The sequence below is a fragment of the Desulfoluna spongiiphila genome (assembly GCF_900101345.1).
GTDB classification, from domain to species: Bacteria; Desulfobacterota; Desulfobacteria; order Desulfobacterales; family Desulfolunaceae; genus Desulfoluna; species Desulfoluna spongiiphila.
The window spans coordinates 340,492-366,649 of record NZ_FMUX01000001.1; the positions used below are offsets into that span (position 1 = coordinate 340,492).

Consider the following 26,158-nt stretch of genomic DNA (forward strand, 5'->3'; position numbering starts at 1 on the left):
CAGGCCCTGTCGGTTACGGCGGGGCCTTTTTTGGTTTATCACCCTCACCCCAAAATTCCATACGCCCATGCAGACAACCCTCGTTGTTCCAACCACAAAAAATAAGGAACTGGTGGATATCTCCTCGGCTGTACAGGCAGAAATCGACCAATGGGGATGCCCCGACGGAGTCCTCTTTCTTTTTGTCCCCCACACCACCGCTGCCGTGACCATCAACGAAAATGCCGACCCCACGGTACAGACGGACCTCATCTACGCCCTGACATCGGCCTTTCCGGACCACCCCGCATTCCGCCATATGGAAGGGAACTCGGATGCCCACGTCATGACCAGCCTCACCGGCTCGTCGGAGACCCTCTTCATTGAAAACGGTCGGCTCGTCCTCGGCACCTGGCAGGGCATCTACCTCGCAGAATACGACGGCCCCCGAAAACGTCGGGTGATCCTCAAATGCCTTCCGGGCTGATGAACCCCTTCCGGCAGAACACGTTTTCCAGCCGGCACCTGCCGAAGGTCCATCCGTCCAACTGTTGACGCAGCGGCCCCGGCGTCATAAGATACCGATTTTAAGAAGGCAGCACGCAGCCACCTTGCCACAGGTCACTGCGGCAGACGACCACCCCTGAGCGCCCAAAGGAGCACCCGTACATGATCCTCGAAGAGAAGGACAAGCAGATCATCAACCATATCCAATCCGATTTCCCCATCTGCAAACGGCCCTACGCCGCCATTGGCGAAGCCCTGTCCATGGAGGAATCCGAGGTGATCACGCGGGTCGCAAAGCTTAAGGAGATGGGCATCATCCGGCGTATCGGCGGGAACTTCAGCCCGGAGAAGGTCGGGTTCCACAGCACCCTCTGCGGGGCACGGGTCCCGGAAGAGAAGGTGGAGGCCTTTGCCGAGGTGGTCAACAGCTACCGGGGGGTCACCCACAACTACGTCCGTGACGATGAATTCAACGTCTGGTTCACCTTCATCGAGGCCTCCGTTGCCCAGATCGAAGCCAACCTGGCGGAAATCGCCGAGCGCACCGGCGTCACCAGCATTTACAACCTGCCTGCCACCCATATTTTCAAGATACGCGCCGAATTCACCGTGGAGTAGCCATGGAGTCCCTGCGCCTTGCCCTGGCCTCCGTTTCCGCCTCCCTTGCCGACCCCCATGCCAATGTGCAAACCATGCACCAGGCCTGCCGGAAGGCCCGGGAGGCCCGTGCCGACCTGGTTGTCCTTCCTGAGCTCTCCCTCACCGGCTATGCCAACGCCAGCGGTGCCGCCAACCGCGCCCTCACCGAAGAGCAGGCCCTTGATCTCATCGAAGGAGCCGTTGACGCGTTCGGCATCGGGATCCTTGCAGGGTATGCGGAAAAAAACGCGGCAGGGGAGATGTACGCCTCCCACACGGCCCTTCTTCCCGACGGGGGACATACCACGTACCGAAAGCTTCACCTGGCCCCACCCGAGAAGGGACTTTACCGCCCCGGAACCGACTTGCCTCTCTTCGCTTTCAAAGGCTTTACCATCGGCATGATGCTCTGCTACGACGCACACTTCCCCCTGGCCTTCCACCGGATGGCACAAGACAGTGCAGACCTTATCATTGTTCCCCATGCTTCCCCCCGGGGCACCAGTGAAGAGAAGTACGATTCATGGATGCGCCACCTCCCGGCACGGGCCTTTGACAACGGCCTCTGGGTGGCGGCGGTCAACCAGTGCGGTACCAACGAGGCGAACCTCTCCTTCCCCCCCCTGGCCCTGGCCCTTGACCCCTCCGGCCACCTCACCGGACCGCCGCGCCTCACCGAGGGCCTTCACCTTGTTACGATCAGTCAAAAAAAACTCACGGACGTCCGGTCCCACCCCATGCGCTACTTCCTGCCCAACACCCGAAACGACCTTTAATCCCTGACATCAAAAAGACTGCCCTTACAGGTGGTTAACCTGTTTCCCCACAGCTGCAAAAAGACAACAGACGGCACGCTCCAGGTCGCCAGACCATGGCAGGGTAAAACAGGCCAGATAGCGCACTGCCGTGGCAGCAGAAATTATTATTGACACAGAAAATCTAGATATATATGACTACATTGACATTTAATCAATGGAGCACTGAATGATCATTATTCAATGCTTCGGTCTTACTGGTAAAACAGTATCACTTAACAAAAAAGAGATAGTATCTCGCCTTCACGGGTTCGAAAATCCAGCACCCCAATCTACATCACGGGAATTCCGGATGGAATAACAGCAAACCTGGGCCGGATCAACCCACATCAACGATATGGGCTGAGGCATCCCCCATTCGTCGGGGTGCGCCCGTCATAGCGGGGCAGGTTCCATGGACCTTGCAATGACAAGGGGCTCCCCCACTTCGGGTTGCACAATCGTTTTGACGCAAGAAGCCGAGACATATGCCCTATGGCCACACGATACAATGAATCCATACACTCTTACACTTGAAAAAGGAGATAGTTGAGATGAAACGACTTGTCATGATAATGGGTTTCTTCTTTGTGTTAAGCGGGGCCGTGTTCGCATCTGATCAAGGCGATGCTGATCGCTCCGGACTCCCCGCGAACATGACCCAGGGTGAGTACGAATACATTCTGGACATGGCCAACCTCACGGCACGGATCTACGACAACGCCTGGGATTGGATACTGGACAAACTGGCCCCTTTCGTGCTGACAAATCTCGATTTCGTCGGCAATTCATCCGATTACCTCAATGTTGCACGGGATGAAAATACTCTGAACTACATGACCGAGGCACAGCGCTCGTCGGTGACAACCCTGCTGGACACCTATGTGGGCGGCTGGGACGGCCTGGACGCAAAGGTGTACATCAACATCCACAACCCCGGGCGGCTTGTCCTGGTCTTCAGGGGCACCGAAGCCCTCAACGTCAATGACTGGATTGCCGACGTCAGGCAGGCGCTCAATATTTTCGTCAACTCCATTGGGTCGGTTCAGTATGAGAAAGCCATGGGCCTTGCCGTGGGCCTGAAGGCCTTTGCCGACACCAACAGCTACACCATGGAAATTGCCGGCCACAGCCTGGGCGGCGGGCTGGCCCAGATTACCGGCCTGAAAACCGGGGTCAAGACCACCTGCTTCAACGCAGCCGGACTGACCGCCGCCACCCTGGTTGAACAGGGTGTTATCGACAGTGCAAGCCAGCCCGTTACCGAGGAGATGGTCGCCAACATCACCCACATCAATGTCAAGAACTGCCCCCTGGTGGACACCGACGGACAGATGAACGACAGTTCCCCGTTCGCCACCTGCCCCCGCTACGGCAATGCCGATAAGGTCTACTGGCTGGATCACCTGACCTTCTGTGGAGGCACATGGAATATGCCCCTGCGCATTGCCAACCACATGTACCATACCTATGTTCACCAGCTGTACCAGAAGGACTTTCTGTAAGCCGTTTGACCGGCTAAAAAACGCATAAAAAAAGCTCACCGGGCAAAGATCCGGTGAGCTTTTTTGCGTTGTCAAACAAAGAGTGTCGGCGTTGCCCCGGCTTAAGCCACAGGAACAAGCATGTCTTTACCGTCCTGGTTTTCGATGCGGTAATTGAACATCACGATGGTGGTAGACAGGGGCCGCCCGAAGAGGAAATCGAGAATCTCTGGTTTGACCCTTCCGCTCTCTACAAGGGTTTCCCGAAGGCTGCGGTCGTAGGCGATGATGTCGCAGACCTTGGCCATGGCCTCCTGATCAGAGACGAAATCGACCTTTCGAATCAACTCCCCCAAAAGTGCGTAGCTGCAGCGCTCATGATGGTCGGTGACCAGATCCCACAGCCCCTTGATCCCCCCGATGATGTCTTCACGACACAGGGGGTCGTCCGAGGCATACACGTCTTCGATTTCCCGCTCGTCCCAGCACTTGAAGGACCGGCACTCAAAGGGCCTCTGGCTGTAGATATCGCATCGGTTCTCCGCGTCCAGGAACAGGCAGCGCAAGGTCTCGGGAGCCACCTTGATCTTGATGCGGTCCCCATCCAGGGGTTCCATCTTCAGGGTCTCCTTGTTAAACATCAGCTCCCCTGCCCGTTGGGTATAGAGCACGGAGAGATCCAATTTACCCGTCTTGATGAGGCGCTCATCCTGGGTCCGCAACACCGGTCCGCCGCCCGTGCAGCAGGCGCCGCAGTGATTGCATGAGGTCTGGGGTGCGCTGCACCCGCTGCAGCCTTCGTTTCCGCCGGTTATGAACTCCATAAAGCCCTTCCTTATATATAAATCATGTTGAGCCCGCTTGCCGCGTGCCTTCGGCGGCCAAAGACAAACAGGCTTAAAATCCGATGCAGGTTACAGAAAAAAGAAACGCACACAAGCCATGCCTTCTATGGTTAAAGGGGCCAGGAAACGCATGCCTCCGGCGGCAAGGTGTGCCTCCTTGAAAGCAGGTTTATGCCCACCACCATTCATTGTCACCACCATTGTTGGCAAATCAGATGCAACCGGAAAGTTTTTTCGGAGCTTTTTTCAAAAAGCGACCCACCGGAGGCACAGCCTGAGGCACCAAGGCCCGAAGTATGTGCAATACCGCAGGTCATCAAACATCAAAGCAGAAAAAAAGGCAAGGGCCAACTGCGCACCGCGCAAGAGACCCCTGCCTGTTTTGTTTACCTTACGTTTTCAGGATGTTTCGCCCCAGAGGGCCACGAGTTATCGCGGCCCGCAGCCTTAAAGGGCTATTCGGCAAGACGCTTGTAGTGCTCGTAGCGCTTGGCGAACTCCATTTCGATCTGTCCGCGGAGCTTTTTGGACTCTTCGGGGAACATCTGTTCCAGACTGGCAAAACGGTTCTCACCGGCCAGGAACTCCTGAAGGGTGCCATCGGGCTCTTTGGATTCAAAGACGAAGGGATTCTTGCCCTCTTCCACCAGGGCGGGGTTGTAGCGATACAGGGGCCAGTATCCGGCGGCCACCGCAAGCTTCATCTCCTCCTGGGTCTTGCCCATGCCCTTTTTGATGCCCTGGTTAATACACGGGGCATAACAGATCACCACAGAGGGACCGGGGTGGTTTTCTGCCTCGATAAAGGCCTTCATGAGCTGCTGCTTGTTGGCCCCCATGGAAACGGATGCCACGTACACGTAACCGTAGCTCATGGCGATGAGGCCCAGGTCCTTCTTGCCGATCTTCTTGCCGGAGGCGGCAAACTTGGCCACGGCCCCTGTGGGGGTTGCCTTGGATGCCTGACCGCCGGTGTTGGAGTAGACCTCGGTGTCCATGACCAGGATGTTGACGTCCTCCCCGGAAGCGATGACGTGGTCCAGGCCGCCGAAACCGATGTCGTAAGCCCAGCCGTCCCCGCCGAAGATCCAGTGGGACTTCTTGGTGAGCAGGTCGTTCATGGCATCGATCTCATCGAGGATGGAGTCGCCCATCTCCGTCAGGAGGCGTGCCTTGATCTCGTCTCCGTACTGCCGTGAAAGCTTGGCGTCGCCCATGTTCTCGCACCAGCTCTTCATGGCGGCCTTCATCTCATCGGAGACCTCACGATCCTGGGCCTCCACCATGAGATCGGCCAGTTTCTGGCGCCTCTGGTTCATGGCAAGGGCCATGCCGTACCCGAACTCTGCCGCGTCTTCAAACAGGGAGTTGCCCCAGGTGGGACCGAACCCGTCTTTGTTGGCGCAGTAGGGGAAAGAGGGTGCAGAGCCTGCCCAGATGGAAGAACATCCCGTGGCGTTGGCGATGGTCATGCGCTCACCGAAGAGCTGGGTGAGGACCTTCACATAGGGGGTCTCGCCGCAGCCCGCACAGGCACCGGAGAACTCGAGAAGGGGCTGCATGAGCTGGCTGCCCTTGACGGACTCGCGCTTGAGCAGGCCTTCCTTGTACTCCACGGTTTTGGAGAACTCAAAATTCTCGGCCTGGGCCTCGGCCTGGGAGGCGATGGGCTTCATCACCAGGGCCGGGGTCTTGGCCGGGCAGATATCGGCACAGTTGCCGCAGCCCAGACAATCCATGGCGTTGACCTGGATGCGGAACTTGTACTCCTTGAGCTCCTTGCCGGCGGCGGGCAGGGTATCAAAACCTGCCGGGGCGTCAGCCAGCTCGGCATCGCTGACCACGATGGGCACGATGGCCGCATGGGGACAGACAAAGGAGCACTGGTTGCACTGGATACAGTTCTCAGCCACCCACTCGGGCACTTCAATGGCCACACCGCGCTTCTCGTAGCGCGAGGTGCCCACCGGAAAGACGCCGTCGGCAGGAAAGGTGGATACCGGCAGGGAATCCCCTTTCTGAGCGCTCACGGGGCGGAGCACCTCGGTGATAAACTCCGGTGCGTCCTCGACCTCGGAAGCCGCGTCTTTGGAGCCTGCCCACTCTTCGGGAACGGGGATCTCCACGAGCCCTGCCAGGGCCTGGTCCACGGCGGCGATGTTCATGTCCACAATGGCACCGCCCTTCTTCATGTAGGTCTTCTTGATGTCTTCTTTCAGGAGGGCAATGGCCTCCTCAAAGGGCATCACGTTGGCCAGCTTGAAGAAAGCGGTCTGCATGATCATGTTGATGCGCCCGCCAAGGCCCACATTGGAGGCGACCTTCACCGCATCAATGGCATAAAAACGGATCTTCTTGGCAGCCAGGGCGCTCTTGAGGGAACCGGGAAGCTCGGCCTCCATCTCGTCGGCCGTCCAGGGGGCGTTGATAAGAAAGGTCCCGCCCTCTTTGATCCCTTCCACCACGTCGTAGAGATGGACGTAGTTGGACTTGTGGCAGGCCACGAAGTCGGGCTTGTCCACAAGGTAGGTACTCTTGATGGGCTTGTCCCCGAAGCGCAGGTGGGACACGGTGATCCCGCCGGACTTCTTGGAGTCGTAGGCAAAGTACCCCTGGGCATACATGTCGGTGTTGTCGCCGATGATCTTGATGGCGCTCTTGTTGGCCCCCACGGTACCGTCGGAACCAAGCCCCCAGAACTTGCAGTTGACGGTGCCTTCGATGCCGGCATCGAAGTTCTCGTCAATCTCCAGGGAACTGTAAGAAACATCGTCCTTGATGCCCACGGTGAAGTGGTTCCTGGGCCCTGTGACCTTCATGTTGTCGTAGACCGCCTTGGCCATGGCCGGGGTGAACTCCTTGGAGCCCAGGCCGTAGCGACCGGTGAGAATCTGGGGCATGTCCCCCATCTCCATGTAGGCGGCGCAGGTATCCAGGTAAAGGGGCTCGCCCATGCTCCCGGACTCCTTGGTTCGGTCGAGGACGGTGATGGTGGAGGCCGTGGCCGGGATGGCCTGCAGGAAATGCTCGGCGCTGAAGGGGCGATAGAGACGAACCTTCACAAGGCCCACCTTCTCACCCATGGCGGTCAGTTTGGCAACGGCCTCTTCGATGGCTTCGCAGCCGGAGCCCATGGCAATGACGACCCGCTCCGCCTCGGGATGGCCCACGTAGTCGAAAAGACGGTAAGGACGCCCGGTGAGCTTGGAGACCTTCTCCATGTACTCGGCCACGATGTTGGGCACATCCTCATAGTAGAGGTTGGCCGCCTCGCGCCCCTGGAAATAGATATCCGGGTTCTGGGCCGTGCCGCGAATCTCGGGATGCTCGGGGTTCATGGCGTTGGCGCGGAACTCTTCCAGGGCGTCCATGTTCACGAGGCCTTTCATGTCCTCGTAGTCAATCATCTCGATCTTCTGGATCTCGCTGGAGGTCCTGAACCCGTCAAAGAAGTGAACAAAGGGAACGCGGCTCTCGATGGTGGCCAGGTGAGCCACAAGGGCCATGTCCTGGACTTCCTGAACGTTGCCGGAGCAGAGCTGGGCGAAACCGGTCTGGCGAACGGCCATGACGTCCTGGTGATCCCCGAAAATGGACAGGGCATGGGCGGCAATGGCACGGGCCGACACATGGAAGACGCAGGGCAGGAGCTCCCCTGCGATCTTGTACATGTTGGGAATCATGAGCAGGAGGCCCTGGGAGGCGGTGAAGGTGGTGGTCAGCGCCCCTGCTGCCAGAGAGCCGTGAACGGCACCGGCCGCACCGGCTTCGGACTGGAGCTGGCGAACCATCACTTCCTGGCCAAAGATGTTTTTTCGGGATCCAGCTGCCCATGCGTCGGCGGTTTCGCCCATGGGCGTTGAAGGCGTAATCGGATACAGAGCCGCCACGTCACTGAAGGCGTAGGCGACATGGACGGCAGCGGTGTTGCCGTCAATGGTCTTCATTGTTTTCCCCATAGTTAACTCCTTTAAATCGTTAGGAAGGATTCGCCACACCCGCAAACCCGGCTGCAGGGGTCCCCAGTGCCGCCATATCGGCGATTCCTGCGGCGTGGGTGTTCTTTTCTCTTTGCGGTGGCGCAATGGCAAAATCCGGGCCGGAACTTCGATGGCCCGCAGGTCGGTGCATGGCGTCGGCCAATCCCGAGCATCCCTGCGGACACGGGTCTCTCTATACCGTACCGCCTCACGGGGCGGATATTTCCTCACTTTACGAGGGAGTCGTAAATAATCATGATTACATGAACCCTCTGTCAAAGTAAAGCAGAATAATCCTCAATTATCCAATCATCACGCGCGAATAATTAGCTTGCGACTCCCCACGGAGAGCACCCTTTAAATTGAATAAAAAAAGGCCGGAACAGCGCTTATTACTTCGCTGCTCCGACCTTGACAATGTATACGGCTTCCTCAAAAAGGAAACTTCTATTTGCTATTTTGACTCAGGGGACAATTCAAACACAAGCCCGTCAGCTCCCGCATCCACGCCAATGGTGTCCCCGTCCCCAAAGCGCCCCTTGAGGATCTCCACGGCCAGGGGATTCTCCACCTCCCGCTGGATGGCGCGCTTCAGGGGCCGTGCTCCGAACACGGGATCGAACCCCGATGCCACCAGATGAGCCACCGCCGCCTCCGAGACGGAAAACCCGATACCCCGTGCTTTCAGCCGCTCGGTCACCCGCTTCAACTGCAGCTCGACAATACGGGACAAATCATCCCGGGTCAGGCTGTCAAAGATCACCGTCTCATCGATGCGGTTCAAAAACTCGGGCCGGAACGATGCCTGCAGCATGGACTCCACCTTAGCTTCCATCTCGGCACGGTTTTCTCCGCCGTACTCCTGGATCACGTGGCTGCCGATGTTGGAGGTGAGCATGATCAGGGTGTTCCTGAAATCAACGGTGCGCCCCTGGCTGTCCGTCATCCGCCCGTCGTCCAGGATCTGGAGCAGGAGGTTGAACACATCGGGGTGGGCCTTTTCGATCTCGTCAAAGAGCACCACGGCGTAGGGACGCCTGCGAATGGCCTCGGTGAGGTACCCGCCCTCGTCGTAGCCCACGTACCCCGGAGGTGCCCCGATGAGCCGTGCCACCGCATGTTTTTCCATGTACTCGCTCATGTCGATGCGCACCAGGGCCCGTTCGTCGTCAAAGAGAAACTCGGCCAGGGCCTTGGCAAGCTCTGTTTTCCCCACGCCCGTGGGCCCCATGAAAATAAAAGAACCCACGGGCCGGTTGGCGTCCTGGAGACCGGAACGCGCGCGCCGCACCGCATCGGAGACGGCCGTGATGGCCCGTTTCTGGCCGACCACGCGCTTGCCCAGCCCCTCTTCCATGGCAAGAAGGCGCTCCATCTCCCCTTCCAACATCTTGGCCACCGGGATGCCGGTCCAGTGGGAGATCACCTCGGCCACGTCCTCGTCGTCCACCTCCTCCTTGAGCATCTTGCGATCTTTCTGGAGCTCGGCCAGGGCCTCGTTGGCTTCGGCCTGGGCGCGCTTGAGCTCCTCGCTGCGCCCGTACCGGAGCTCAGCCACCCGGGCCAGATCCCCTTCCCGTTCGGCGCGCTCTTCCTCGATGCCCAGCTGCTCCTGCTCTTCCTTGAGACTGCGGATGCGATCGATGACCGCTTTTTCGTTGGCCCAGTGGGCCTTCTTGCTGTTGGTCTCCTCCCGAAGCTGGCCCAGCTCCCGCTCCAGGGACTCCAGACGATCCTTGGAGCCCCGGTCGTTCTCCTTGGTGAGGGCCTGCTTCTCCACCTCCAGCTGGGTGATGCGCCGCATCATCTCGTCAATCTCGGCAGGCATGCTGTCAATCTCGATGCGAAGCCGGGAAGCGCACTCGTCGATGAGGTCAATGGCTTTGTCCGGAAGAAACCGGTCCGCGATGTACCGGTTGGAAAGGGTTGCCGCCGCCACAATGGCAGAGTCCTTGATGCGCACCCCGTGGTGCACCTCGTACTTCTCTTTGAGCCCGCGCAGGATGGAGATGGTGTCCTCCACGCTGGGTTCTGCGGTAAAGACCGGCTGGAACCGACGCTCTAAGGCCGCGTCCTTTTCGATGTACTTTCTGTACTCATCCAGGGTGGTGGCCCCCACACAGCGCAGGACCCCGCGGGCCAGGGCCGGTTTCAGCAGGTTGGAGGCGTCCATGGACCCTTCGGCGGCTCCGGCCCCCACCACCGTATGGAGTTCGTCGATGAAAAGGACAATCTCGCCATCGGCGTCCTCCACCTCTTTAAGGACGGCTTTCAGCCGCTCTTCGAACTCTCCGCGGAACTTGGCACCGGCCACAAGGGCCCCCATGTCCAGGGCGGCAAGGCGCCTGTTTTTCAAAATCTCGGGCACGTCCCCTTCCACGATGCGGCGGGCCAGCCCTTCCACGATGGCGGTCTTGCCCACCCCGGGTTCCCCGATGAGGACCGGGTTGTTCTTCCGGCGCCTGGAGAGCACCTGCACCACGCGGCGAATCTCTTCGTCCCTTCCGATGACCGGGTCCAGCTTGCCGGCCCGGGCCAGCTCCGTTAAGTCCCGGGAAAACTTCTCAAGGGCCTGGTAGGTCGCCTCGGGGTTGGGATCCGTGACCCGCTGGCTCCCCCGGATCTCCATGAGCACCGAAAGCAGGGCCTCCCGGGTGAGACCGAAGCGGGAAAAGAGCTCCTTCACCCCTTTTCTCCCGCACCCGGCAAGGGCCAGGAGAAGATGCTCCACGCTGACATACTCGTCTTTCATGGTCTCGGCTTCGCCGAAGGCATGGTTCAACACCTGCCTGGATTCCTGGGACAAGGTGGCGTCCCCTGCAGCCCCGCTCACCTGGGGCAACCGCCCCAGGATCTCCGTCAGCTGGCGGGAAACCCCGTCAAGGGGCACGCCCATTTTGCGAAAAATGGAGAGGACAATCCCCTCCCGGTCCTCCATCATCGCCGCCAGCATGTGCTCCGGCTCTATCTGGGGGTTGCCCTTGTGAGAGGCCAGCTCATGGGCCTCCTGGATCATCTCCTGGGACTTTACCGTCAATCGGTCAAATCGCATCATCCACTCCTTTACGTCTTGAAAGACCCTCCCCCCACGGTCGGGCCTTCACAGCTTTTCGCATTGTTCATCGCAGAAGCTCTGTCGTCTTACCGATGCGTTCAATGAAGAAATTAACCACCCATACCGTGGTGTCAACCGGTCGATAAATGCAAAAGCGATGCCTTCTTATGGTTAAAGTGGGCGGGGAAAACCTGCCTCCGGCGGCGAGGTGAGCCACCTCGAAAGCAGGTTGCGAATGCGCTTTCCCCTTCGTTCCTCAGGGAAAATCACATTCGCCATTGATTCAGATTAAACCGAAGCTATTTTCAAAAATTTTTCAATAATTTGGTTCCCGGCAGGGCCGCCGGAGGCACACGCTGAATCGTTACAGATGTTCAGCGAGAAAATCGATGGAGTCGAAACAGGGAGCGGCCTTGAAGATTTCCATGGAGAGGGTGTGGGTGTAGGTGGACAAAAAGGGAAGGAGGCGCTGAAAAAGGGCCGGATCCATGAGGGAAAGGGCGCGGTGGTCTTTTCCACCGGCCACCCCGTGGAGGTGGACCATGCGGCACAGGGGGCCAAGACGGCGGATGGTCTCCTCCACGGGAAGACCGAAGTGAATGAGATGCCCCAGATCAAGGCAGACCCTGTATCCCAGAGACTCCAGGGTATCGGCCAATGGCAGCAGGTCGTAGTCCAGGGTCTCCACGGTGACCCTGGAAGGGTCCATGCCCCCTGCAAGGGCTTCCAGGCTTTGACAGGCCCATAGGGTCCATGCCGCCGGATCGGTGCCTTTGGGCTGTTCCAGATGGATGGTATGGGTTACCGGCTCCAAAGGAGCCACCAGCTCGAAGAGCCGCTTGTGGGCGTCCAGAGACCGCGCCCTTTCGCCCCCATCCGCAGAGGCCAGGTTCTCGTCGATGGGCATGTGGATGTTGTAGGAGAGCCCATGGCGCTCCCGGAGCTCTGCCAGGGCTCGGAAGGTCTCCGGGACCGGAAGGCTCTCGGGCCTGCCCTCGAAAAAAAGGAGCTCCACCCCGTCCACAAAGGGGGCCACCCGGGCCACATTCTCTTCGTACCCCGCCGGATAGAGCCAGGAGGGCACGGTAAGGGAAAAGGGGAACCGGTTTTTATAGCTGGTTGTCGGTATCGATTCCATCAGGCATGGACTCCTTCCCCCCGGCAATGGCACCGTGAGGCTTTGCGGCTGCGTTTGACTTCATACATGGCGCTGTCCGCATACCGGATCAGATCACTGGCCGTCACGGCGTCCTCGGGGAACAGGGCCACCCCAACACTGCCCGAGACATAGGCCACATCCCGGCCCCCGGCGCTGTAGGGCTGGGCCAGGATAACGGCCACCTTGCGCACCACCACCTCCACATCACACCCGTCTGCGTTGTCCAGAACCACGGCAAATTCGTCGCCCCCCACCCGCGCCACGCAGTCGCTCTGGCGAAGGTTGTCCACGAGCCGCCGGGTGATCTGCCGAAGGACCTCGTCTCCGGCCTCATGGCCCAGGGTGTCGTTGACCTCTTTAAAGCGGTCGATATCGATATACAAAAGAGCCACCTGCCCCCCGTAACGCTTGGCCCTCAGGATGTCCGTCTCCAGACGTTCGTAAAACCCCTTGCGGTTCTTAAGCCCCGTCAGGGGGTCGTGGTAGGCCATGTAGATCAGCTCTTCTTCGTAGCGCTTCCTCGCCTCCACATCCCGGACAATGGTGCGGTAGCCTTCCCGGTCCCCCGCCCCGTTCCGGATCAGAGAAACCGACACGCCGATATGGCGTTTACGCCCGTCTTTTCGAAGGATCGGGTAATCGAATTCGGTCACCTCGTCGTTGCCTTCAAGAACAGCGGCAAACCGGGACATCACCTCGTCACGCTTCTCTTCGACAACAAACTGCCCCCTGTACATCCCCAGGATTTCATCCGCCTCATACCCGCAGATCTCACACATGGCGGCGTTGACAAAGGTGATGCAGCCATCCCGGCTCACCTCGCAATACCCTTCCTTCATGTTCTCCACAATGGTCCGGTACTTCTCTTCACTGGACCGGAGGGCCTCTTCCGCCTGGTGGCGCTGGGCAATCTCATGCTCCAGTTCGTAGCTGCGGATCTCGGCCTCGGCCGTCATCTGGTTGGCCGTAAAAATGGCCCGCTCCAGCTCCCGGTTGGACGATTCAAGCTCTCCACCCTTGTCCACAAGGGCCTGGTTCTGGCGCGTTGACTCATGGAGCATGTCGGCAATGGCACGGCGCATGCGGTTGATGCTCCGGGACAGGGAGACAAACTCAGCACTTCCCGAAAGCTGGACCCCCGCGTCGAGGTTGCCTTCGGCAATCTTCTCCGAGACGTCCCGCAGCTCTTCGATGGGACGAATCAGATGCCAGGTGAACAGGGTCCCCCCGGCCAGGATCACGCCCAAAAGGCACACTGCGGCCACGGCAAACCGGGCTTCAAGGCCCTCGGTCCCCCTGGGGTGGGCAAAAACCGGGGTAAAGACCAGGGTTCCCACACCGTTTTCCCCTGCGGGGGGCAAGGCCATCAATCGAAAGGTGCCGCCCCTCAACCCCGCCGTTCGGGCAACGGGTCCCCCCTTACGCCTGGCTTCCGCCAGCATGTCCCCATGGGCCGCCACCTCGGAACCGAGGGCAGACGCTGCCGCCCCCACCCCCTGCATGGCCTTTGAATCGCCCTGCCCTTCCACCAGCACCCCCAGAAAGAGAGTCGGTGTCTCGACCCATTCCACTGCGGTGCCACCGGGATTCTGCAAAAGGGGTGTTCCCGGTCCCATGCCTCCCCGGGCCGCCAGCTCACCCCTTGCAAGCAGCGCGGCATCAAGGGTTGCGATGTAAACGGAGCGGGTCTGGTGGTGTACAAAGGCAAAAAAGAACAGAGCCATAACCACAAGAACCCCTGTAATCCAGGCGGTAATGCGGGCTCGCAGCCCCAGGGTCTTGCCCTCTTTCTCGTCCATCGATAACTCCTGCCCCCTCAGGCATTGAGGTTGATGATCCCATTGCATCGGCCCGGGTAGAGTCCCCGGCCCACCAAAAAAAAGGGCCGGCCACCCGGTGGCCGACCCTCATACGATTTTCCGTCGATCAACCGCAGGGACGGATCAGTACGTCAGCACCACGCCGCAGGTGGTTTCATTGATGTACCGGCTCCAGGTATGACCGGTATCAAATTCCGCATCGATGTAAGTATGCGTCAGGGTCACGTACGCATTCTCCAAAAGGTAAAACCTCAGTCCAACGCTGAAATCCATGTACCCGTCGGTCTCGTCAAAGGTAATGGACTCAGGGGCCAGGGTCATGTCGGCGGTCACCTCAATGGGAATGTTGAAGGGGTTGATGGTGGCGGGCAGCTCGTATCCGGCCCCCACGTTAAAGCCCAGGGCGCTGAGGTCGGCCCGCTGGCTCTTGTCCTTGCTCTTCATGGAACCCAGCACGTACTTGAAACCCAGGCCGTACCTGAGACCGGGGCTCAGGTTGTCGCTTTTGACGCTGACAAGGCCGCTTCCGATGGTATACCGGTCTTCGTTGTACATGAGCCCGCCGCCCACCTCAAGGGTCCCCAGGGGGCTGCTCGTCAGCATGCTGACGTTCGTTCCAACGGCGCGGTTGTTGGCTGAAATCCCGAAACTGAGCCCCTCTGCAGACGCTGAAGGGACGGTTATTAAAAGGGTGGCTGTGACCATAAGAAGGGAGGCTGCGATGCTCGAAAGTCTTTTCATCATGGAGAATTCCTGTTCAAATTGAATATGATTGGCGACGGAACCCGCCGTTGCCGACCCGGAGCACGGGGTGCCTTGTGGGCATCCGCATCGTGTGGGTGAACCGGGCAGGGCTTCGGTCATGTTCAGGCGTCGACTTTTTCCAGACGGTCCTATAAGTATGGTATACTTCCCCGGGAAACATCTCCACGCCAGGGTCATCTGCAACAGAGTCAGCACGTTGCTTACGGGATGCCTTAAAAATCAACTGGAAAACACACTGCCACACTTGCAGGAAAAGATCAACAACCCCGGAAGGCAGAAGCGGCCTGCCCGCTTCCCGTTTCAAAACCACCATCCAAGGAAGAAAATCCATGCTGAAAGTTTACTCTGCCTCCTGGTGCCCTCACTGCACCCGGACCGAAACATACCTTAAAGAAAAGAGCATTCCCTTTGAATCCATCGACATCGAAACAGCCCCCAAAGAAGTCGTGGACAAGGTCGCTGAAATCAACGGCGGCCAGTGGGTGGTGCCCACTCTGGAGTTCAACGGCACATGGCGCAAGGGCAAGGTGTTCAACGAGGCCACCCTTGAAGCCGACCTCAAGAAGATGGGAGCCCAATAAAAAAGCGGCTCCCGAGGGAGCCGCTTTCTATAAAATCACAATGGGCATGGCCCAGGGGCCTAAAAGGAAAAACCCACCTCGGCAAAGGGACCGGCAAAGGTCAGGTCGACGTCGAAATCATCCTCGTCCACCTCAACCTCTTCGTGGCGGTAACCGGCGGCGATGAAAAGCGGCCCCATGGTGTTGTACTTCACGCGGCCGATGGCGCTGATGATACGGGCGTAGCTCACGTCCAGGCCCCGGATCTCAGCTTCCACGGCAAAGCCACCGATGAGCTTGAGCTGACCTGCAACAAACAAAAGGGGAACGGGCACCGTGGCACTTTCGGTGCGTGTCTCTTTGGTCACGGAATCGGTCATCTCGGCTTCTATATCCACCACGCGAATATCAAGGCCCACATCCAGTCCCAGGCGGCCCAGGGTCGCCAGCCCCACAAAGGGCACCCCGTAGAAGAGGCCCATGTCATACTGGTTAAGGGTCAGCTTGGTTGCAGAGTTGGCAGCAAAGGTCTTATCCCCGTAATCAAACTCCTCGGTAAGGTTTCCCTCGAACTCCATGGGCGAGGCCATGAGATAAACGTTGGGAATGACCAGGGGCAGCTCCACGCGAAGGCGGGCCGCGGGAAACACTTCGTTGTCAAAGCCCAGGATGGACTCCAGGTCTCCGCTGTCTCCGCTTCCGTACTGAAAGTCACCGGACGGAGACGGCATGAACCCTCCCACAGCCCCTTCCACACTTACAAGGCCGAGGAGCGCAAAGGAGCGTCCGGGCACCATGACAGCTGCGACTGCAAGCAAAATGAATAACCATCGTTTCATACGTATTTTTTCCTCCATCGTTTTGAGCTGATCATTATGGCGGGACAAACCCGTTGTCCTCTATATCGTCAGGCAACATCATTCCTTAAGGCATTTCGTTTATAAAACAATGAGATGCCATCGTCAACAACGGTCAAAATAGCCGAATATATCTTAAATAACAAGCTTTCATCCCTTTCGAATTAACTCATGAAAAAAACCTTTCTCCAGACCGGTATCGCTGGAACTCCTTGACCTGAAAGGATGAATCAGATATTTTAGGCCGTTGACCTCACTCTGACAGGCTCATTAGCAATGATCAACAACACGAAACAAAATGAAACGGATCCCTGCACCCTGACAAGGCACACCAACGGGATATGACTGTTTTTTCACCGAGCCGAACACAAAGGCGGAAAACCTGAGCAGGCATGCGCAGAACAAAACGCGCATGCCGGGGCCTCATCCACGATTCTATGGGGATAGTTTTATTAGGGTGGATGAAAAAATGGCACGGCTGTATAGTGCCATCCGGTCTCCGGGCTCTTCACCCGGATACCCAATATAATGGTGCCCCGTACCACCTGTCGGAGAATCATGAGCATGCGGCTGAACCGCACCCTTGACTGACCGCATCCGCCCGCACAAAAAAACCAGCACGGCCGGAGTCTTCCCGAAGCTGTCTTCGGTACCTTCCCGAAGCTGTATCCGCACAGCCCCGCAGGGCAACCGTAAAAAGGAGGAATACCATGTCTGAAGTGGTAAAAATGATCATCGAGGGAAAGACCTACGAATTCCCGGTGGTTGTGGGTTCTGAAGGGGAAAAAGCCTTCGACATCACCAAACTGCGCCAGCAAACCGGGTACATCACCATGGACCCCGGCTTTGGCAACACAGGCAGCTGCACATCCGCCATCACCTTTATGGACGGAGAAAAAGGAATCCTGCGCTACCGGGGCATTCCGGTGGAGCAGCTCGCCGAGCACTCCAGTTTCGTCGAGACAGCCTACCTTCTCATCAACGGCAGGCTGCCCAACAGGCAGGAGCTGACCCGGACCAGCGTCCAGCTCAACGATGACTCGCTCATCCACGAAGACATGCAGATCTTCTACCAGAATTTTCCCAGGCGGGCGCACCCCATGGGGATTCTGTCCGCCATGCTCAACGCCCTGCGAAGCTTCTATCCGGAGCTCGAAGACACGGACCCGGAAGGGATCAACCGCACCTTCCTGCGGCTCCTCTCCAAGATCCGCACCATGGCGGCCATGAGTTACCGTATCTCCCGGGGCCACAAAGTGGTCTACCCCAGGGCGGACTATTCCTACTGCGCGAACTTTCTCAACATGATGTTTGACTCGCCGGTGAGGCCCTACGAGCTCGACCCGGACATTGTGGAAGCCCTGAACGTCTTCTGGATCCTCCACGGCGACCACGAGCAGAACTGCTCCACGGCGGCCGTTCGCGTGGTGGGCAGCGGGCGCGTGAACCTTTACGCAGCCATCTCCGCAGGTATTGCCGCCCTCTGGGGGCCCCTGCACGGCGGTGCCAACCAGGCGGTCATCGAGATGCTCACCAATATCCACCAGAGCGGGGCGGACATTGAGGATGTGGTCAAGCGCGCCAAGGACAAGGACGACCCCTTCCGTCTCATGGGCTTCGGGCACAGGGTGTACAAGACCTATGACCCCCGGGCAAAAATCATGAAAAAGATGTGCGACACCGTCCTGCCCAAACTCAAGGTGGAAGACCCCCTCCTCGACATCGCAAGACGGCTTGAAGAGGTGGCCCTTACCGATCCCTACTTTGTCGACAAGAACCTCTACCCCAACGTGGACTTCTACAGCGGCATCGTCCTGCGGGCCATGGGCATTCCCACGGAGATGTTCACCGTGATGTTCGCCATCGGCCGACTCCCCGGCTGGATCTCCCAGTGGAAGGAAGGGGCCGACGATCCCAACTGGAAAATCAGCAGGCCCCGTCAGGTGTACACCGGCAACACCGTCACCGACTACCTGCCCATGAACCAGCGATAGCAAATCAAAAAAACGCCCCCGCCGCCTCTGGCGGGGGTGTTTGCCCGCCCCTTCCCAGTATGCCCCATTCCGGTATTGACCGGCCCCGGCACAATCCGCTATACAACCTCTTTGATTTTTTATGATGTTCACAACGCCCCCGCGCCTGGGCCGTGGAAAGCGGTATCCTTTTTGCGCTCTGTCCCGCAGGCGACATGTTTCTGCCGGAACCTGTGATACACGTGGGGCTATGGACGCATTCACCCGGCGTCGAGACGCCCGTATCACCGCAAGACCCGAACCCAAGGAACCGCCCGTGTTTTTTAAAAGCTACAGCGCCACCACCCACTTTGAACTCATGGTCCGACTCATCCGAGCCTTTGATTCAGAAAACTTCACAGACACCGTCAACCGTATTCCCGTGGAGATGCGCCCCCGCGGCGAAGACCACAGCCGGTGCTGTGTCTACCGGGACCGTGCCATCTTGAAGTACCGCCTCATGGCCCTTCTGGGCTTCGGCATTGAAGAGGAAGAAGACGAGCTCGTGCCCCTCTCCCGATACGCCGAGATGAGCCTCACCCGCAAGGGAGCACCCAACCCCGTCCTTACGGTCATCGACGAAGCCTGCAACGGCTGCGTGCGCACCCGGTACGAAGCCACCAACGCCTGCAGGGGATGCCTCACCCATGCCTGCGTGGAGGTCTGCCCCAAGGGCGCCGTGGAGTTGGTGAACGGAAAATCCATTATCGATCCGGACCGGTGCATCCAGTGCGGAAAATGCATGGACGTCTGCCCCTACCACGCCATCGTGCGCATCCCCATTCCCTGCGAGGAGTCCTGCCCCACCGGTGCCATCTCCAAAATGAGCAACAGCAAGGAGACCATCGACTACGACAAGTGCATCTTCTGCGGAAAATGCCTGGCGGCCTGCCCTTTCAACGCCATCCTGGAGCGCTCCCAGCTGGTGGATGTCATCCGGGAGATGGCCGAAGGCAAACGCGTCACCGCCCTGGTGGCCCCGGCCATCATCGGGGAGACCCCCTCCACCATGGGGCAGCTCGTGGGCGCCCTGAAGTCCGCCGGGTTTTCCCACGTCTTCGAGGTGGCCTCCGGGGCGGACAAAACCGCCATCTGTGAAGCCGATGAATTTGTGGAGCGCATGGAAGAAGGGGCTCCCTTCATGACCTCTTCCTGCTGCCCCGCGTACACCGAATGCGTGGAAAAACACCTGCCGGAGCTCAAGCCCTTTGTCTCGGACACACGGACACCCATGCACTACACGGCCCAGACCGCCAAGGAAGAGGCCCCGGACTCCGTCACCGTCTTTATCGGCCCCTGCGTGGCCAAACGCAAAGAGGCCTCCGACGACCCCTTCGTGGACCACGTCCTCACCTTCCGGGAGTTAAGGGCCCTGCTGGCTGCGCGCAACATCGAGATCCTCCAGTGCGAGGACACCGCCTTTGATCTGGCAGGCCTGGCCGAAGGCCGCGGCTTTCCCGTTTCCGGCGGCGTCACCGAAGGCATCAAGGCCTATATCGGAGACCGCGCTGCCATCGAACCTGTGGCTGTCAACGGCCTGGACAAACGCTCGGTCAAAAAACTGAAATCCTATGCGAAAAAATGCCCGGGAAATTTCGTGGAGATCATGGGATGTGAAGGCGGCTGCATTGCCGGCCCCTCGGGCGTTGAGCCCGGTAAAAAGGCGGGAAGAAAACTCCAGGCGTTTTTGAAAGAGAGCCCCAGAGGGATCGAAGGGTAATCACAGCTCAAATAAAAAGCATGCCTCCGGCGGCGAGGTGAGCCACCTCGAAAGCTGGAGGCCCTTGCGCTTTTTCCTTCGTACCTCAGGAAAAAGCGCAAGGGCGTTCACTGTGGGCTACGCCCGACATCAAAGATGGATGACTATCCGGGCGTTCCCACAAGCGGCGTAAAACGGTGGACACGATATCGTGATTTTCCGAAATCAGCTTTAACCAGGATATGTCACGAGACACACAGCAGCCCTGAAGTTCTGCAATTCTTTACTCCCCTGCCATAGGGATTCCCTACCCGCCAACGTAGACTATACCACTCCAATTATTACCAACGGGCGTAGCCCATCAGCGAATGTGATCGACCCGAGAGCATTCGCAACCTGCTTTCAAGGTGGCACACCTTGCCGCCGGAGGCTTTTTTTCCTGTTAAAAAGAAAATACAGGCAGGGCACCCCTGGCGATGAACCAGAGCAGGGGCAGAAAAATGGCGGGGAGCATGTTGCCCACGCGAATCTTGGTGACGTTAAGCATGTTGAGACCGATGGTAAGGATGAGAAGGCCGCCCACGGAGGTCATCTGGGCCACCACCTCGGGGGTGAGAAACTGCTTCATGACGGTGGCGGTGAGGGTGATGCTCCCCTGGTAGAGAAAGACGGCCACGGCGGAGAAGATCACGCCGATGCCCATGGTGGTGGTAAAGATCACGGAGATGATGCCGTCTAAAATGGCCTTGGCGTAGAGGGTCTGGTGGTTGCCGGTGAGCCCGCTTTCAAGGGCCCCCACAATGGCCATGGATCCCACGCAGAAGACCAGGCTCGCCGTGACAAACCCCTTGGCAAGGGATCCTTCGCCACCGGGGACCTTTGTCTCCAGCCACTCCCCGAGCCCCTGGAGTCGCCCTTCGATATCCATCCACTCGCCCATGAGGGCGCCGATGACCAGCGAGAGGATGACCGCGAGCAGGGCTTCGGAGGCAAAGGCGGCCTTGAGCCCCACCAGGACCACGGCCAGGGCCACGGCATGGATCACCGTCTCCTTGTATTTTTCTGCGATGCCGCCTTTGAACACAAGGCCGGTGAGGCACCCTGCAATAATTGCGCACGCGTTGACCACAGTTCCCAGCATCGACATTCCTTTTTCTATCGTATCTGCTTAAAAATCATAACTATTCTGCACTCAAAAAGCTGCCTCCGGCGGCAAGGTGTGCCACCTTGAAAGCAGGTTGCGAATGCGTTTTGCCCCTCGTTCCTCGGGTCAAATCACATCCGCCTTTAAAACGTCATTGATTCAAACGGTTTTTTCTATGACCTATTTGTTAAACTTTATAAAAGTTTAGCCCCCGGCAGGGCCGCCGGAGGCATAAACTGAAATTAGGCACTAAAAACCTGCTTTTCTTACCACAGATGAAGGGGGCTGAAAAAGGACCAAATGAACCGCGGGGAAAGGGTTACTTCGGAAGGTACCTGGCTCGCAGCCGCTTGGGGAGCTTGCCGTGGTAGCTGGAGGAGAGAAACGCCATGGCATCGGCGAGAAAGGTTTCGGCCCCTTCGGCCTCGTTCCGCGCGGCCTCAGATGAACCGGGGTCAAGGCGCAGGGCCTTTGACTCATCCTGGCGCCCACCGATGTAGGCGTAGAGTTCAATCAGATGGGTATGGCTCATCACACCGCCTCCCCGTAATCACGGAAATCCATATCGTACCTTTCCGTCACAAGGGCCGCCATGGCGGCCACCTCATGGAGCATTCCTGTGTAGAACGCCTTGGTACGGGCGTCCTCAGCCCCTTCGAGGCCCTGTTGCGCCTCCTTTTTTTTCCCTGCAAGAAACCTGTGAATCTCTACAAGATAAGCGTCCGGCATCTTTTTCCTCCTGTTACCCCGGGAGCCGGCCCATGGGAACCTGCGCCTTAAAAAACGTTGACACGTCTGCGGGAACTCCATTAACTTGACTTTGTTGATATGCAACACCACATCTTAAGGAACCCCATGAAACTCTCCACCAAAAGTCGTTATGGCGCCCGCATCCTTGTTGAGCTGGCCCGGCACCATGCCACGGGAATCCCCCTTCAGGTCAGCGAAATTGCCCGCCGCCAGGACATTCCCATGAAATACCTGGAGCAGTTGATTCGCCTGTTGCGGCTGGCAGGTATCGTGCGAAGCGTGCGAGGGCCCAAAGGCGGCCATGTGCTCAACGTCCCCCCGGAAGAAATCAGCCTCGGCCGCGTGGTGCGCCTATTTGAAGGCCAGGACGAGCTGGTGGAGTGCATCAGTTCACCGGAAACCTGTATCAAGGCCACCAGCTGCAGGTTCCGCCAGGCATGGAAAGAGGCTACGGACGCCCTGTACGCAAACCTCGACCAGGTCAAGATCTCCGACCTCATGGATCCCCACAGCCCCACCCAAAAATAACAAAAGCCTCCGGCGGCCCTGCCGGGGGCTAAACTTTCAAAAAGTTTAACCAGCAGGTCTTAAAAAATCTGCTCGAGTGGATTACGTTTTAAGGACGGATGCGCTTTGCCCCGAGGAACGAGGGAACAAAGCGCATCCGTAAGCCGCTTTTAAAGTGGCACACCTTGCCGCCGGAGGATTTTCAGGGGGCTGGGCCGTTACAAAAAAAGGCGGCCCGACATGCACCGCCCTTTCCTGATCCCGAATGAATCGAGGCCTATTCGCCTTCGGTCTCCTTGAGTTTCCCAAGGGCCTTGGTGAGTTCCACCACCACCCCCAGTCCCTCTTTCATCTCATCGCTGAAACTTGCCATGGCAAGACCGGCCGGGCCCACCTTGGGCGCGTTGTCCAGATCCACCATGCCGGGCAGGGCCGCGGCACGCGTCAAGAACTCAACGGCTTTCGGATCGGAGAGGGTCTTGGCAAGGCCGATGAAGGCCACGATGCCGTCGATGATCTCTTCCGACTCTTCCGGCCCGTAGTTGGCGGCAATTTTCTCCCTGAAGTCCACCATCCAGATCTTCAGGACCCGGAAGACACCCCTCTGATCCAGGGTATCCAGGTAGCTGACGAGCTTGGGCACCGTGGATTTCATCAGCGGGGCCATGTCCTTCATAAAATCGAGCAGGCTCTCAAACTGGCGCAGGGCGTACGAAAAATTTCGCGTGTTCCTCGCCACCATGGTGAGCAGGTCCAAGACATCGTCGGCCTGAAAGCTGGTCTCCACCTCCTGGAGCCCCCGGGTCACCAGGTGTGCTGCCTGCCGTCCCAAGGGGGATAAGTCCGCCATGAGCTCGGTGCGCGCCTTGTGACCCTGAATAATGGGAGCAAGCTGCTCTTCAAGGCGATCCAGCTTTTCAAGCTTTTGAAGTATCAATTCCTCGTTGGTCATGTGGCCCCTCCTACTTGGCGAATGCGGGCCAGAACTTGCCTGCCATGGACATCTGGGGCTCCAGGGGCAACTCTTTTCCGGTGAGAAGAAGGTTCCAGTACACCCACTTGAACATCATCTTGCCCCAGTAGTTCATGTGGGATTCCCCCACAAGGTCAAAGGGCCCCAGGGCCGGGAAGGGGTATTTGCCGGGAAGCGGTTCGGTCTTGTAGTTAAAATCGAAGAGAAAGGCCTTGTCGTAACCGGAAACGATAAAGCAGGTGGAGTGGCCGTCGAAGGAGGCCTTTGGCTCCAGGCCGTCGATCTCCCGAAGGATGTTCTCGGTAACCAGCTCCGCCTGGTAATGGGCCACGGACCCCGCCTTGGAGGTGGGCACGTTGGAGACATCCCCCACGGCATAGATGTTGTCGTACTTCACGGATTTGAGGGTATGGTGATCGGTCATGAGATACCCCATGCCGTCTCCCAGACCGGACTCATCGATGAAGTCCGCCCCCAGGTTGGGCATGGTGGAGACCATCAAGTCGTAATCGGCCGTCTCGCCCGAGGGGGAGATCAGCCGCTTGCCTGAGGTGTCCACTTCGGCCAGGTCAAAGTTGGGCTTGACGAGAATGTTCTTCTCTTCGGCGGTCTTGGACAACACCTTGGTGGCAATGGGCTTGGTGAAGATGCCGGTGTTGGGGGTGACCAGTTCGATCTCCACGTCGTCGCGCACCCCGTTCACCCTGAAGTACCAGTCCGCAAGGAAGACAAACTCCATGGGGACCACGGGGCACTTGTGGGGCATCTCGGCAATATTGAACACCAGCTTTCCCTTTTCAAACCGCTTCAGCCGCTTGGCAAGGGCCAGGGCGCCTGAAAGGCTGAAGATGGTGTGCTCGTTTCCTTCGGGGTCGGCGTTCCACTCCTCAAGGCCTTCCACTTCGTCCGGGGCAATATCGCACCCGGTGGCAACGATCAGGATATCGTAGGCAAGCTTTCCATTTGCCTTGGTTTCCGCATAGTTTTGATCCGGGTTGATTCCCACCACCTCGTCCAGCAGAAACTCCACGCCCTTGGGAATGAAGTCCCGCTTGGGTTTCACGCAATCTTCCCGGGTGTAGATGCCAAAGGGAATAAACAGCCAACCAGGCTGATAGTGATGCTCTTCATCGTTGTCGACGATGGTGATGCTCCATTCGGTGATGCTGAGCTGCTTTCTCAGGTGGGCGGCGGCCATGGTCCCACCGGCTCCGGAACCCAGAATGACAATCTTTTTCATATCTTCCTCTGCGTTATGGTTTCGCACGCCGCTGCGACTCGGCAGTGCCACCTCTCTCCCGCTAAGTATACTTGGTTGATATACATTAACACAATATAGAACCAAAGCATATAGATTGAGGTTCTTACCTCCAGCCCCGATAATTGTCAATATTTTTTAGGGATTTATAAAGGAAGATCAAACAAAGTTGCCGCGGGTTTTCACCCCGGAGTGATGAGTCCCGGAACAAAACGCAGGAGGGGATAAGCTGGGGGCATCCCACTTTATCCATGGCAAAAAAAAGACGTCCAGGGCCATGGCCGCCCCCTTACCCCATTCACTCTTTATGGCCCCGCGTCTTGACGAATCGGGCCCCTTTCAGTAAATTGGGATCACCTACACGGGGATGGAGTTCCCCGGCATCCGGGGCCCTGTGCGCCGGTACAAACTGCCCCTGGGCTGATGACTCCTGCCGACGGCACCTTTTTGTCCCGTGGTGGCCAGCCACAAGACAGACCCGCCGTGAGCGGGTTTTTTTATGCGTCAAAAGCCCGGCAGACCCTGCCGGTCCTTATCGGAGATTCCATACCATGATCCTCTATCAAAAACTTCTCTGCATCGCCGCAGCCGGATCCTTAGGCACCCTGTCCCGCTACGGACTGGCCGGGCTGGTTCAGCGCCTCGCCGGGAGCGGGTTCCCCTGGGGCACTGCCACCGTCAACACCATCGGCTGTTTTCTTTTTGGTCTGATCTGGACCTTGGGAGCCGAGCGCATGGCCATCGGTGCCGAAGCCCGTACCATCATCCTCACCGGATTCATGGGGGCCTTTACCACCTTCTCCACCTTTATTTCCGAGACCAGCCAGCTCGCCGGAGGCGCCCAGTGGTGGGTCGCCCTGGGGAACGTCACCCTTCAGGTGGGAGTCGGCCTTGCTCTCTTTGCCGCCGGGGCAGCCCTGGCCCGCCTGCTGTAACAGCCGAAAAACAAAAGATGCACCATAAAAAAACCGCCCAGGGCGGTTCCACAGAGTGATCCCTAATTTTCAGGAGGTACCATGCCCATCCAGAATGAAGCGCAACGTCTGAGAATATACATCGGCGACCAGGCCCGCCACATGGGCTCGCCCATGTACCAGTGGATTGTTGAAGAGGCCAGGCGGAAAAAAATGGCCGGAGCCACGGTATTCCGGGGCCATATGGGGTTCGGAGCCAGCAGCTGCATCCACACCGACAAGATTCTGCGCCTCTCCGAAGACCTGCCCGTGGTGGTGGAAATCGTGGATCGCCCCGAACGCATCGAGGCCTTTCTGGAAGACCTCAAAGCCGTGCTGATCAAGGGCATGATCACCCTGGAGACGATTCAGGTCATGGTGTACCGGGACGGCACCGGGGCCTAAGGGACAAGGGGCG

The 26,158-nt window shown here is 58.3% G+C and carries 22 protein-coding genes and 1 riboswitch; of the genes, 10 read left to right on the top strand and 12 right to left on the bottom strand.

Annotation, left to right across the window (positions count from 1 at the left end; genetic code table 11):
• Positions 1-67: 67 nt before the first annotated feature.
• From BLQ12_RS01480 to BLQ12_RS01495, 4 genes are all read left to right on the top strand, one after another.
• Entirely contained in the window at positions 68-466 is a 399-nt protein-coding gene (locus BLQ12_RS01480; RefSeq protein WP_092207551.1) for a secondary thiamine-phosphate synthase enzyme YjbQ, read from the top strand.
• A 182-nt stretch (positions 467-648) separates the two neighbouring features.
• Entirely contained in the window at positions 649-1,104 is a 456-nt protein-coding gene (gene ahbA, locus BLQ12_RS01485) for a siroheme decarboxylase subunit alpha (protein ID WP_092207553.1), read from the top strand.
• A gap of 2 nt (positions 1,105-1,106) precedes the next feature.
• Positions 1,107-1,901 (top strand): nitrilase-related carbon-nitrogen hydrolase, encoded by a 795-nt coding sequence (locus BLQ12_RS01490; protein WP_092207555.1) that lies wholly within the window; start codon positions 1,107-1,109, stop codon positions 1,899-1,901.
• A gap of 572 nt (positions 1,902-2,473) precedes the next feature.
• Positions 2,474-3,424: a Tle-like phospholipase domain-containing protein gene (locus BLQ12_RS01495; RefSeq protein WP_092207557.1), complete on the top strand. Its 951-nt coding sequence runs from the start codon at positions 2,474-2,476 to the stop codon at positions 3,422-3,424.
• Positions 3,425-3,525: 101 nt separating this feature from the next.
• Here BLQ12_RS01495 and BLQ12_RS01500 read toward each other — a convergent pair whose 3' ends face one another.
• The 6 genes from BLQ12_RS01500 to BLQ12_RS01525 form a co-directional block, all read right to left on the bottom strand.
• Positions 3,526-4,227 (bottom strand): YkgJ family cysteine cluster protein, encoded by a 702-nt coding sequence (locus BLQ12_RS01500; RefSeq protein WP_092207559.1) that lies wholly within the window; start codon positions 4,225-4,227, stop codon positions 3,526-3,528.
• Between the two features lie 476 nt (positions 4,228-4,703).
• Positions 4,704-8,207 carry a pyruvate:ferredoxin (flavodoxin) oxidoreductase gene (gene nifJ / locus BLQ12_RS01505; protein ID WP_092207561.1) on the bottom strand — a complete coding sequence of 1,168 codons (3,504 nt, stop codon included), beginning with the start codon at positions 8,205-8,207 and terminating at the stop codon, positions 4,704-4,706.
• Positions 8,208-8,682: 475 nt separating this feature from the next.
• Positions 8,683-11,280, bottom strand: a complete 2,598-nt coding sequence (gene clpB, locus BLQ12_RS01510; RefSeq protein ID WP_092207563.1) for an ATP-dependent chaperone ClpB — start codon at positions 11,278-11,280, stop codon at positions 8,683-8,685.
• 367 nt (positions 11,281-11,647) lie between these two features.
• Positions 11,648-12,421, bottom strand: a complete 774-nt coding sequence (gene cbiR / locus BLQ12_RS01515) for a cobamide remodeling phosphodiesterase CbiR (RefSeq protein ID WP_092207565.1) — start codon at positions 12,419-12,421, stop codon at positions 11,648-11,650.
• On the bottom strand, positions 12,421-14,241 hold the full coding sequence (locus BLQ12_RS01520) for a diguanylate cyclase domain-containing protein (RefSeq protein WP_139163797.1): 1,821 nt from the start codon (positions 14,239-14,241) through the stop codon (positions 12,421-12,423). Before BLQ12_RS01520 ends, cbiR begins: the two co-directional genes overlap by 1 nt.
• A 144-nt stretch (positions 14,242-14,385) precedes the next feature.
• Complete coding sequence (locus tag BLQ12_RS01525; protein WP_092207569.1) at positions 14,386-15,006, bottom strand: hypothetical protein; 621 nt, start codon at positions 15,004-15,006, stop codon at positions 14,386-14,388.
• Positions 15,007-15,356: 350 nt separating this feature from the next.
• Here BLQ12_RS01525 and BLQ12_RS01535 point away from each other — a divergent pair, with 350 nt between their 5' ends.
• Entirely contained in the window at positions 15,357-15,608 is a 252-nt protein-coding gene (locus BLQ12_RS01535; RefSeq protein ID WP_092207571.1) for a glutaredoxin family protein, read from the top strand.
• Positions 15,609-15,667: 59 nt separating this feature from the next.
• Here BLQ12_RS01535 and BLQ12_RS01540 read toward each other — a convergent pair whose 3' ends face one another.
• Positions 15,668-16,426 (bottom strand): TIGR04219 family outer membrane beta-barrel protein, encoded by a 759-nt coding sequence (locus tag BLQ12_RS01540; protein ID WP_175469422.1) that lies wholly within the window; start codon positions 16,424-16,426, stop codon positions 15,668-15,670.
• A gap of 728 nt (positions 16,427-17,154) precedes the next feature.
• On the opposite strand from BLQ12_RS01540, the gene BLQ12_RS01545 reads away from it, so the two are divergent.
• On the top strand, positions 17,155-18,438 hold the full coding sequence (locus BLQ12_RS01545; RefSeq protein WP_092207573.1) for a citrate synthase: 1,284 nt from the start codon (positions 17,155-17,157) through the stop codon (positions 18,436-18,438).
• A gap of 229 nt (positions 18,439-18,667) precedes the next feature.
• A complete protein-coding gene (locus BLQ12_RS01550) occupies positions 18,668-20,176 on the top strand; it encodes a monomeric [FeFe] hydrogenase (RefSeq protein WP_254781942.1) in 1,509 nt (502 codons plus the stop codon).
• 421 nt (positions 20,177-20,597) lie between these two features.
• On the opposite strand, the gene BLQ12_RS01555 is transcribed toward BLQ12_RS01550, so the two are convergent.
• The 3 genes from BLQ12_RS01555 to BLQ12_RS01565 all read right to left on the bottom strand — a co-directional run bounded on the left by BLQ12_RS01555 (position 20,598) and on the right by BLQ12_RS01565 (position 22,028).
• Positions 20,598-21,296: a DUF554 domain-containing protein gene (locus BLQ12_RS01555; protein WP_092207577.1), complete on the bottom strand. Its 699-nt coding sequence runs from the start codon at positions 21,294-21,296 to the stop codon at positions 20,598-20,600.
• 322 nt (positions 21,297-21,618) lie between these two features.
• Positions 21,619-21,831 carry a hypothetical protein gene (locus BLQ12_RS01560; protein ID WP_092207579.1) on the bottom strand — a complete coding sequence of 71 codons (213 nt, stop codon included), beginning with the start codon at positions 21,829-21,831 and terminating at the stop codon, positions 21,619-21,621.
• Positions 21,831-22,028: a hypothetical protein gene (locus tag BLQ12_RS01565; protein WP_092207581.1), complete on the bottom strand. Its 198-nt coding sequence runs from the start codon at positions 22,026-22,028 to the stop codon at positions 21,831-21,833. Before BLQ12_RS01565 ends, BLQ12_RS01560 begins: the two co-directional genes overlap by 1 nt.
• A 126-nt stretch (positions 22,029-22,154) precedes the next feature.
• Between BLQ12_RS01565 and BLQ12_RS01570 the strand changes: the two genes are divergently transcribed.
• Positions 22,155-22,577 (top strand): RrF2 family transcriptional regulator, encoded by a 423-nt coding sequence (locus BLQ12_RS01570; protein ID WP_175469423.1) that lies wholly within the window; start codon positions 22,155-22,157, stop codon positions 22,575-22,577.
• A gap of 256 nt (positions 22,578-22,833) precedes the next feature.
• Here BLQ12_RS01570 and BLQ12_RS01575 read toward each other — a convergent pair whose 3' ends face one another.
• Both BLQ12_RS01575 and sqr read right to left on the bottom strand, forming a co-directional pair.
• A complete protein-coding gene (locus BLQ12_RS01575; RefSeq protein WP_092207585.1) occupies positions 22,834-23,508 on the bottom strand; it encodes a DUF1641 domain-containing protein in 675 nt (224 codons plus the stop codon).
• Between the two features lie 10 nt (positions 23,509-23,518).
• Positions 23,519-24,769 carry a type III sulfide quinone reductase, selenoprotein subtype gene (sqr, locus tag BLQ12_RS01580; protein WP_092207586.1) on the bottom strand — a complete coding sequence of 417 codons (1,251 nt, stop codon included), beginning with the start codon at positions 24,767-24,769 and terminating at the stop codon, positions 23,519-23,521.
• Between the two features lie 372 nt (positions 24,770-25,141).
• A riboswitch (Fluoride riboswitch) is annotated at positions 25,142-25,227 on the top strand.
• Between the two features lie 111 nt (positions 25,228-25,338).
• Between sqr and BLQ12_RS01585 the strand changes: the two genes are divergently transcribed.
• Positions 25,339-25,722 (top strand): fluoride efflux transporter FluC, encoded by a 384-nt coding sequence (locus BLQ12_RS01585; RefSeq protein WP_092207588.1) that lies wholly within the window; start codon positions 25,339-25,341, stop codon positions 25,720-25,722.
• 81 nt (positions 25,723-25,803) lie between these two features.
• Entirely contained in the window at positions 25,804-26,145 is a 342-nt protein-coding gene (locus BLQ12_RS01590; protein WP_092207590.1) for a DUF190 domain-containing protein, read from the top strand.
• Positions 26,146-26,158 lie beyond the last annotated feature (13 nt).

What these genes read in the sequence shown, in the direction of transcription:
- BLQ12_RS01555 (WP_092207577.1), bottom strand. Translation starts at nt 21,296, where the DNA reads ATGCTGGGAACTGTGGTCAACGCGTGCGCAATTATTGCAGGGTGCCTC.
- BLQ12_RS01540 (WP_175469422.1), bottom strand. Translation starts at nt 16,426, where the DNA reads ATGAAACGATGGTTATTCATTTTGCTTGCAGTCGCAGCTGTCATGGTG.
- BLQ12_RS01565 (WP_092207581.1), bottom strand. Translation starts at nt 22,028, where the DNA reads ATGCCGGACGCTTATCTTGTAGAGATTCACAGGTTTCTTGCAGGGAAA.
- ahbA (WP_092207553.1), top strand. Translation starts at nt 649, where the DNA reads ATGATCCTCGAAGAGAAGGACAAGCAGATCATCAACCATATCCAATCC.
- BLQ12_RS01590 (WP_092207590.1), top strand. Translation starts at nt 25,804, where the DNA reads ATGCCCATCCAGAATGAAGCGCAACGTCTGAGAATATACATCGGCGAC.
- BLQ12_RS01495 (WP_092207557.1), top strand. Translation starts at nt 2,474, where the DNA reads ATGAAACGACTTGTCATGATAATGGGTTTCTTCTTTGTGTTAAGCGGG.
- BLQ12_RS01490 (WP_092207555.1), top strand. Translation starts at nt 1,107, where the DNA reads ATGGAGTCCCTGCGCCTTGCCCTGGCCTCCGTTTCCGCCTCCCTTGCC.
- cbiR (WP_092207565.1), bottom strand. Translation starts at nt 12,421, where the DNA reads ATGGAATCGATACCGACAACCAGCTATAAAAACCGGTTCCCCTTTTCC.
- BLQ12_RS01585 (WP_092207588.1), top strand. Translation starts at nt 25,339, where the DNA reads ATGATCCTCTATCAAAAACTTCTCTGCATCGCCGCAGCCGGATCCTTA.
- BLQ12_RS01520 (WP_139163797.1), bottom strand. Translation starts at nt 14,241, where the DNA reads ATGGACGAGAAAGAGGGCAAGACCCTGGGGCTGCGAGCCCGCATTACC.
- clpB (WP_092207563.1), bottom strand. Translation starts at nt 11,280, where the DNA reads ATGCGATTTGACCGATTGACGGTAAAGTCCCAGGAGATGATCCAGGAG.
- BLQ12_RS01535 (WP_092207571.1), top strand. Translation starts at nt 15,357, where the DNA reads ATGCTGAAAGTTTACTCTGCCTCCTGGTGCCCTCACTGCACCCGGACC.
- sqr (WP_092207586.1), bottom strand. Translation starts at nt 24,769, where the DNA reads ATGAAAAAGATTGTCATTCTGGGTTCCGGAGCCGGTGGGACCATGGCC.
- BLQ12_RS01575 (WP_092207585.1), bottom strand. Translation starts at nt 23,508, where the DNA reads ATGACCAACGAGGAATTGATACTTCAAAAGCTTGAAAAGCTGGATCGC.
- BLQ12_RS01480 (WP_092207551.1), top strand. Translation starts at nt 68, where the DNA reads ATGCAGACAACCCTCGTTGTTCCAACCACAAAAAATAAGGAACTGGTG.
- BLQ12_RS01570 (WP_175469423.1), top strand. Translation starts at nt 22,155, where the DNA reads ATGAAACTCTCCACCAAAAGTCGTTATGGCGCCCGCATCCTTGTTGAG.
- BLQ12_RS01500 (WP_092207559.1), bottom strand. Translation starts at nt 4,227, where the DNA reads ATGGAGTTCATAACCGGCGGAAACGAAGGCTGCAGCGGGTGCAGCGCA.
- BLQ12_RS01550 (WP_254781942.1), top strand. Translation starts at nt 18,668, where the DNA reads ATGGACGCATTCACCCGGCGTCGAGACGCCCGTATCACCGCAAGACCC.
- BLQ12_RS01560 (WP_092207579.1), bottom strand. Translation starts at nt 21,831, where the DNA reads ATGAGCCATACCCATCTGATTGAACTCTACGCCTACATCGGTGGGCGC.
- BLQ12_RS01545 (WP_092207573.1), top strand. Translation starts at nt 17,155, where the DNA reads ATGTCTGAAGTGGTAAAAATGATCATCGAGGGAAAGACCTACGAATTC.
- nifJ (WP_092207561.1), bottom strand. Translation starts at nt 8,207, where the DNA reads ATGGGGAAAACAATGAAGACCATTGACGGCAACACCGCTGCCGTCCAT.
- BLQ12_RS01525 (WP_092207569.1), bottom strand. Translation starts at nt 15,006, where the DNA reads ATGATGAAAAGACTTTCGAGCATCGCAGCCTCCCTTCTTATGGTCACA.